This window comes from Duganella vulcania, assembly GCF_009857655.1.
In the GTDB taxonomy this organism is placed as follows: domain Bacteria; phylum Pseudomonadota; class Gammaproteobacteria; order Burkholderiales; family Burkholderiaceae_D; genus Rugamonas; species Rugamonas vulcania.
This window is the reverse complement of the sequence record NZ_WWCX01000086.1, coordinates 20,124-27,001: the sequence shown is the minus strand read 5'-3', so window position 1 is coordinate 27,001 and position 6,878 is coordinate 20,124. Positions and strand designations below refer to the sequence as shown.

8 protein-coding genes are annotated in these 6,878 nt (G+C 62.1%); 5 read left to right on the top strand and 3 right to left on the bottom strand.

The features are described from left to right. On the top strand, window positions 1-911 hold a 911-nt coding region (locus GTP90_RS28310; RefSeq protein WP_161086644.1), incomplete at its 5' end, for a sensor histidine kinase. On the opposite strand, the gene GTP90_RS28305 is transcribed toward GTP90_RS28310, so the two are convergent. Beyond that, window positions 908-1,360: a GNAT family N-acetyltransferase gene (locus GTP90_RS28305; protein ID WP_161086643.1), complete on the bottom strand. Its 453-nt coding sequence runs from the start codon at window positions 1,358-1,360 to the stop codon at window positions 908-910. The genes GTP90_RS28310 and GTP90_RS28305 overlap by 4 nt on opposite strands. Before the next feature lie 95 nt (window positions 1,361-1,455). Next, entirely contained in the window at window positions 1,456-1,881 is a 426-nt protein-coding gene (locus GTP90_RS28300) for an organic hydroperoxide resistance protein (RefSeq protein ID WP_161086642.1), read from the bottom strand. A 254-nt stretch (window positions 1,882-2,135) separates the two neighbouring features. On the opposite strand from GTP90_RS28300, the gene GTP90_RS28295 reads away from it, so the two are divergent. The 4 genes from GTP90_RS28295 to GTP90_RS28285 all read left to right on the top strand — a co-directional run bounded on the left by GTP90_RS28295 (window position 2,136) and on the right by GTP90_RS28285 (window position 5,977). Further along, a complete protein-coding gene (locus GTP90_RS28295; RefSeq protein WP_161086641.1) occupies window positions 2,136-4,073 on the top strand; it encodes a PatA/PatG family cyanobactin maturation protease in 1,938 nt (645 codons plus the stop codon). 122 nt (window positions 4,074-4,195) lie between these two features. Beyond that, window positions 4,196-4,399, top strand: coding sequence for a hypothetical protein (locus GTP90_RS36495; RefSeq protein WP_175048267.1), 204 nt, complete (start codon window positions 4,196-4,198; stop codon window positions 4,397-4,399). A 141-nt stretch (window positions 4,400-4,540) separates the two neighbouring features. Then, window positions 4,541-4,756 carry a hypothetical protein gene (locus tag GTP90_RS28290; RefSeq protein ID WP_161086640.1) on the top strand — a complete coding sequence of 72 codons (216 nt, stop codon included), beginning with the start codon at window positions 4,541-4,543 and terminating at the stop codon, window positions 4,754-4,756. Between the two features lie 24 nt (window positions 4,757-4,780). Further along, window positions 4,781-5,977, top strand: a complete 1,197-nt coding sequence (locus GTP90_RS28285; RefSeq protein ID WP_161086639.1) for a Tat pathway signal protein — start codon at window positions 4,781-4,783, stop codon at window positions 5,975-5,977. Here the strand turns inward: GTP90_RS28285 and GTP90_RS28280 are convergent. Then, entirely contained in the window at window positions 5,920-6,810 is an 891-nt protein-coding gene (locus GTP90_RS28280; protein ID WP_161086638.1) for a serine/threonine-protein kinase, read from the bottom strand. The genes GTP90_RS28285 and GTP90_RS28280 overlap by 58 nt on opposite strands. Window positions 6,811-6,878: the final 68 nt, after the last annotated feature.

Below are 6,878 nucleotides of genomic sequence, written 5' to 3'. Positions count from 1 at the left end.
TGGCACCGCTCAACGCCAGCGCGCGCCGCCTGCTCGCCCCCGGGCGGGCCAGCGCGCCGCAGGACCTGCACCAGCTGCTGGCCGCGCAAGCCGCCGGCCAGCGACAGCTGATCAGCTTTGACACCGAACGTGGCGTGGAACGCGCGCTGGTCGCCGTCTCCGCGCTGGCGATGCAGGGCGCGCCCCAGCGCCTGGCCGCGCTGATGCCGGTCGAAAGCGAACTGGAAGCCGAAGCCCTGAACGCCTGGCGTGAACTGGTGCAGGTGCTGACCCACGAGATCATGAACTCCCTGACGCCGGTCGCCTCGCTGTCGCGCACCGCCTGCGGCCTGCTGGATGAAGCGGCGGCGGGCCTGCCGGCCGATATCCACGCCGACCTGGGCACCGCGCTGGACGCCATCTCGCGCCGCGCCGCCAGCCTGGTGGATTTCGTCGGCAGTTATCGCAGCCTGTCCACCGTGCCTCAAGCGCAGCCACAGCGGGTGCTGCTGGAGGAGCTGTTCGAGCGCCTGTCCATGCTGATCGCGCCGCAGTGGCAGGAGCGGGGCGGGCGCGTGTCGTTTTCGGTGGAGCCGGCGTCGCTGGCGGTGATGATCGATCCGGGGCAGCTGGAGCAGGCGCTCATCAACCTGCTGAAGAACGCCGCCGAAGCCATCACCGGCAAGGCGCCGGAAGCGCAGGTGCGCGCGCGCCTGAGCCGGGGCGGACGCCTGCGCATCGAAGTGGCCGACAACGGCCCCGGCGTGCCGGAGGCGCTGGCCGCGCACATCTTCACGCCGTTCTTCTCGACCAAAAAGCAGGGCCGGGGCATCGGCCTGGCGATGGTGCGGCACCTGGTGCACGCCAATGGCGGCACGGTGCGTTACGCGCGCTCGGTCAGCGCCGGCGCGCGCTTCATGCTGACCTTCTAGCGCACCATGTCGATGTGCAGGATGCCGTCTTCGTCGTAAGGCTCGGTGACCTTCCTGAAGCCGTAGCCGCCGTAGAATTTTTCCAGGTGCGCCTGCGCGCCGATGCGGAAGCCGTAACCGGGATGCAGCGCCTCGGCCAGCGGGATCGCCTTGGCCAGCAGCTCGCGGCCGATGCCGCTGCCGCGCGCGGCCTGCGTGGTCAGCACGCGGCCCAGCGACATCTCGTCGTACTTCACGCCAGGCGGCACGCAGCGCAGGTAGGCGACCAGCGTGCGCTTGCCGTCGATCTCGCGCCACGCCATCAGGTGGTGGCACTGCGGATCGCAGCCGTCGATGTCGGGGTACAAACAGGTCTGCTCCAGGATGAACACCTGCTGGCGTTGCAGCAGCACTTCATACCAGTCCAGGCGGGGGATGTCTTCAAAGGCCAGCCATTGCCACTCAATCATTGCGCGTCCCGATGCGTATCAAAACACCGATTGTATGTGAAAAAAGGCCGGCGCCTCGGAGGAGGGGCCGGCCTGTCGTTCGCTGACTGTATCGCTTAGACGATGGTCAGGGTCACGTCGATGTTGCCGCGGGTGGCGTTCGAGTATGGGCACACGACGTGGGCGGCGGCGACCAGCTTTTCAGCGGTTTCGCGGTCCAGGCCTGGCAGCGAGATTTTCAGTTCCACTTCGATGCCGAAACCGGTAGGGATGGCGCCGATGCCGACGGTGCCTTCCACCGAAACGTCCGCAGGCACGGCGATCTTGTCGCGGCCGCCAACGAATTTCATCGCGCCGATGAAGCAGGCCGAGTAGCCGGCAGCGAACAGCTGCTCAGGGTTGGTGCCGACGGCGCCGGCGCCGCCCAGTTCTTTCGGGGTGGTCAGCTTCACATCCAGCACGTTGTCGGAGGAAACAGCACGGCCTTCGCGGCCACCGGTTGCTTTTGCGTTTGCGCGGTACAGAACTTGTTGGATCGACATGATGATTCCTTTTCAGTGAGTGAGGATAATTAACTATTTAATCGCAAGCTACTTACTTCTACTATCCGGCGCTGTTTGCAGCGCCCATGACCACACTATAGATCGTGTCCTATTGAATAGCAAGCGATTTTTGAAAATATTTTTGACCTTGTCCGTTATCCACAGTGCCCACCTGTGATCAGGTGTGGTCGTTTTTGCATGTTGTCCTGTCTACAATTCATCCATCAAACGCACTCTATGGATGGGAACCTGTGATGAACACGCATGTGATCAACGGACTGGCCGAGCTTTGGAAGGACTCGAAGGGGTCGCCAGATATTCGCATTGCGGTACTGGATGGGGTGCCTGACTTGTCTCATCCCTCGCTGCAATCGGCTGACATCAAATCCATCACCACTGGAGCCGCCGGTGCGGCTGGCGGTGCGACGACAAACCATGCGACGCACATCTTCAGCAAGATCTTCGGCGAAGGTGATGGAGACGGAGGCATTCAAGGCTGGGCTCCTGGCTGCAAAGGCATTTCGATCCCGATTTTTTCCGCCGGCCCCAGCAATCGTGTCTCGCAAAGAGACCTGGTCAACGCGCTGCGCATCGCCATCGACCACGAGGTCCAGGTGATCAATATCAGCGGCGGCCAGCTCGTCGCCGCCAACAATGAAGCCGACACATCGCTGCGCGACATCGTGCGGGAGTGCCATGACAAAGACATACTCGTTGTCGCGGCGGCCGGCAATAACGGCTGCGAATGCCGCCACATTCCCGCCAGCTTGCCGCATGTGCTGGCCGTGGGCGCCATGGACAGTAACGGCCAGCCTATGGATTTCAGTAACTGGGGCAATGAATACCTCACGCAAGGAATACTCGCGCCTGGACAGGACATACTCGGTGCCCAGGCCAATGGCGCAAGCGCTCGCCTGACGGGCACCAGTTTCGCCACCCCACTCGTGTCCGCAGTTGCCGCCCTGCTGCTCTCTATACAACGGAAGAGAGGCATGCCCGCCTCTCCCAACCAGGTGCGTGAGGCACTTCTCGCGAGTGCCTCACCATGCGATCCCCGCTGGGGGTCGGACTGTCGCCGATTCCTGGCCGGGCGTCTGAATATTCAACAGGCCTACGTTCACCTATTCAATGGAGGAAGTGCTATGACTCACCAACAAACAGACGCCGACACCGGCGTCCCATCCATAGTATCGCTCACACCGTCGAGCCTGGAGCCACAAGGGTCCCTGGACGCGGTGGCCGCCATGCCGGCCGAGGCGCCCGCGGATTCCGCCGGCATCGTTAGCGTGGCCGCCGGCGCCACGGGCATCGTTCCATCCGGCGCCAGCGGCATCGTTCCGTCCGGCGCATGCGGATGCAAGCCGTCATCGTCGTCGCTGGTCTACGCCCTCGGGAAAATCGGCTATGACTTCGGCACCGAAGCCCGCCGCGACGGCTTCACTCAGCTGATGCCTGCCGGCCAGAGCCCCTACAACCCTGAGCAGTTGCTGGCCTATCTGGAAAACCGCGAGTTCGAATCCAGCATGTTGATCTGGACGCTCAACATCGACCTGACCCCCATCTATGCGATCGAACCAAGCGAGCCCTTCGCACGCGACACGTACGGCCTGCTGGTGGGCGCCCTGGAAGGGCAGGTGGCGAAACCGGATTCCGACGGCTATGTCGAGCGTGTTTCCATTCCCGGCTACCTCACCGGCAAAACGGTGCGGCTGTATTCCGGCCAGGTGGTGCCGGTGATCTCGGTGGTTCCGCGTGGCCTCTACTACTGGAACGTGAACAAGCTGATCGACACTGCGATGAAGGCGGCCAACCTCACCGACAAGGACGACAAGCTGAAGACCGGCCTGCGCGAGTTCCTGAACCGCATCTACTACGACTTCCGCAATCTCGGCACCGCGTCTTCGGAACGGGCCATGAATTTTGCCGCCACCAACGCCTTCCAGGCAATCACCGTATTCGCGGAAAACCTGACACCGGACGACAACGGGCATTCGCGTCAACTGGCCAAGATCGCCGTGGAGAAGAGCCCCTTCTGCCGTCTCGATTCCGATTGCTGGGACGTCAAGCTGGCCTTCTTCGATCCCGAGAACGATCAGCGCGCATGGCGCATCGTGCGCTACACGATAGACGTGAGCGACGTGATGCCCGTGACGATAGGCGATCCGAAAGCCTGGGCGGCAACCAGCTTCTGATATCCGGCGTATTGCGCCGGGCAGGAAGACACGGGGGAGCAGCGGAGGTGGCGGCTGGTCCGCCTCAAGAGGCCCTCGTGGAGAAATCCAGCCATATTTCAACCTCACTTTGGAGAATCATCATGAAAAAAGCGAACTATGAGTTTTCGAGCAAACAGCACATCGGCATGCCTATGCAGGCCAGCCCTGTGCATCGCACCATGGCCGGCGCCGGCGCCATCTCCGACGCCAGCGGCATCGAGGCATCGGGCTGGTGGGATACGCTGAAGAGCGTGGCCTCCACCGTCGCCCCATATGCTGCCAAAGTCGCGGGCGCCCTGCTGTAAGCGCATGTTTGCGCCCTGACGCACGTCCCCGCACGGTCTGACCGGGGGGGGGACGGGGTTCCACCGGCCGGCGGCCTTGGCCAGGCGCCGGTGGAATTTCGATGCGTCACGCGCCCCCCAATCAACCCACGCGAGGACATCATGAAGACACGCCACCACCACACAGCTGTGCGCCGCTCCATGCCGGACCAGGCTCAGCCCATTCAACGCAGCATGTACCACGGACCGATACCAAGCCATCCGGACTTCGCGGGAGGATTCTTCAACGTGATTGCGGGACTGCAGCATCCACACCCATCCATCTGTCACATCCTGTCGCCGGTCGCTCAATGGGATTGCCAGGCCGGCTTCGATTAAGCCATTGCCAGAAAGGACGCCAGCATGTCTGTCTATACCGTTTGCTTCAGCGGCACCGCCTGCACCCGCGATGAGGGAGAAAAGTCGCGCAAGGAAAGCGACCGCGACATCTACACCCCGGACACCGGCTACATCCCGGTTCGCATCCACAAGGAAATCACGGGTACGCTCCAGCCCGGTCGTGCCAGCGCCAGCGTCCGCGGCGTCGGTGAAAACGATTGGGCCTCCCCTCGGGACGATAGTGAGCCGCTCAAGCTTGACGGCCCGCTCCATGTGCCACCCGATCTGCGCCAGTACGCCCAGTCGTACTCAGGCGGTAACCAGTTCTCCTACCCAAGCCAGATTAATGGATGGGCCGCCGTCGCCCTCGCCCTGCACGGCGCCAATCTTGCGGCCGCCAGCGGCGCCGAGCAATACAATCTGATTGGCCATAGCCGGGGCGCGGCTGAATGTATCATGGCGGCCTGGTTCCTGTACGCCTACGGTCGCCGGGACGTGACCGTCAACATCTTTGCGATCGACCCCGTTCCCGGTTCAGGCGAATGGTATGGCATCCTGACCCAGTTGCCCCCGAACGTCGTCAATTTCACCGGCATCTATGCCTGGGACCATGTGGGGGGACGCCTTGATCCCGGCTTCATGGCGCTGGTCCCCCGGCCCAACGCGCGCCAGTGCCAGGAAGACCAACCGCCGTTCAAACTAGGGGCGACGTGGAAAACGTTAGCCGACCACAATCAACGCGCCGACCCGCTGCAGCTCCAGGCAGGCCGCATGCAACCCAAGGGCTATCAGCTTTATGCTTGCCGGGGACGTCACGGTACAGTGACAGGCAACAGGACATCAGACGGCATGTACGATGCCAGCAAAGCCGATCCCACCGTGGCCCCGGTGCCGGAACTGATCTATAAACTGGCGCGGGAACATCTGTCCGACTGGGGCACCTTGTTTGACGCCCCGTGCGCAGTGCAGACCAAGTCAGCCGAGTTGAGCGAAGCGATCCACACGAATCATGTTACGTTCGACAAAATGGGTGGCGGAGCTAACCGAACAAGCACGCTGCCGTGGCGGCCTTTGGTGCGGCGTATTTCGTCAATTTCCGGTCTCAATCCAGCGAACTATTATTACCTGGAGGACGTCGCGGGAGTGCCGCCAGCCCAATCCAACTATCCCGTCACGTCGGAACGGGCTGGCAGAGGCTGGGTGGACTGGTCGTATCTGTAAGTGCCAACGCCGGCGCCGCGCGGAATATCTCGCAAGTTGATGTCCAGCAGCTGCCGATAGAGCTGTTGGGCGTCACCAGCGCGCTGACGGGGATCCTTATGCAATACGGTCCGCAATAACTCGCCCAACGGGTGCCCGATCAACGGGGCCGGCAGCGGCACCTCACCATCGGCGACCTGTTGCCGGTACAATCGTTCCACGTTTGGCCCGGCGAACACCGGCTGCCCGGTGAGACATTCGAGCCACACCAGTCCCCAGGCATATAAATCGAATTTGGTGCTCGGCGGGGCGCCGAGTAATTGTTCCGGTGCGCTATAAGCGGGAGAAAACAGCCTGCCGCCTGGCGCCCCCGGGGCCATCATCAGCGCACTACCGAGGTCAAATAGCTTGGCCCCATCATCCGCGATCATGATGTTATGCGGCTTGACGTCACAGTGTACGACGCCGTGTTCATGCAGATAAGTCAGCGCCTCCAGGACATGCAACATCGGCGCACGCGCGGTGATCGCAGCAATCGCCCCTTCCTTGATCAGATGCTCACGCAGCGTGCGGCCATGGAGCAATTCGAATACAGCGAAGTGCGCGCCCCAATCCAATAAGGCGGCCAGTTGTGGGTGCGCCAATTGTCGGTGAAGCGTAATCTCATCGTCAAATTGAGGGGAATCCTGGTCTGTTTTGGGAAACTTGACAGCCACCAGTTCACCGTCCTCTTGACACCGCGCTTTGAATACGTGGCCGTATCCTCCTTCGCCCAGCAGCTCAAGTACACGGTAGTGACGTCGAGCGATGCTGACAACGATGGAGCCAGCTAATTGAGGAAAATGAGATGGCAATGCGGCCTGAGTGAAGTCCGGTCATAAAGACTGACTTTACTCAGACCGCAATTGGCACTCAACCACGT

What these genes read in the sequence shown, in the direction of transcription:
- GTP90_RS28305 (WP_161086643.1), bottom strand. Translation starts at nt 1,360, where the DNA reads ATGATTGAGTGGCAATGGCTGGCCTTTGAAGACATCCCCCGCCTGGAC.
- GTP90_RS28300 (WP_161086642.1), bottom strand. Translation starts at nt 1,881, where the DNA reads ATGTCGATCCAACAAGTTCTGTACCGCGCAAACGCAAAAGCAACCGGT.
- GTP90_RS28295 (WP_161086641.1), top strand. Translation starts at nt 2,136, where the DNA reads ATGAACACGCATGTGATCAACGGACTGGCCGAGCTTTGGAAGGACTCG.
- GTP90_RS36495 (WP_175048267.1), top strand. Translation starts at nt 4,196, where the DNA reads ATGAAAAAAGCGAACTATGAGTTTTCGAGCAAACAGCACATCGGCATG.
- GTP90_RS28290 (WP_161086640.1), top strand. Translation starts at nt 4,541, where the DNA reads ATGAAGACACGCCACCACCACACAGCTGTGCGCCGCTCCATGCCGGAC.
- GTP90_RS28285 (WP_161086639.1), top strand. Translation starts at nt 4,781, where the DNA reads ATGTCTGTCTATACCGTTTGCTTCAGCGGCACCGCCTGCACCCGCGAT.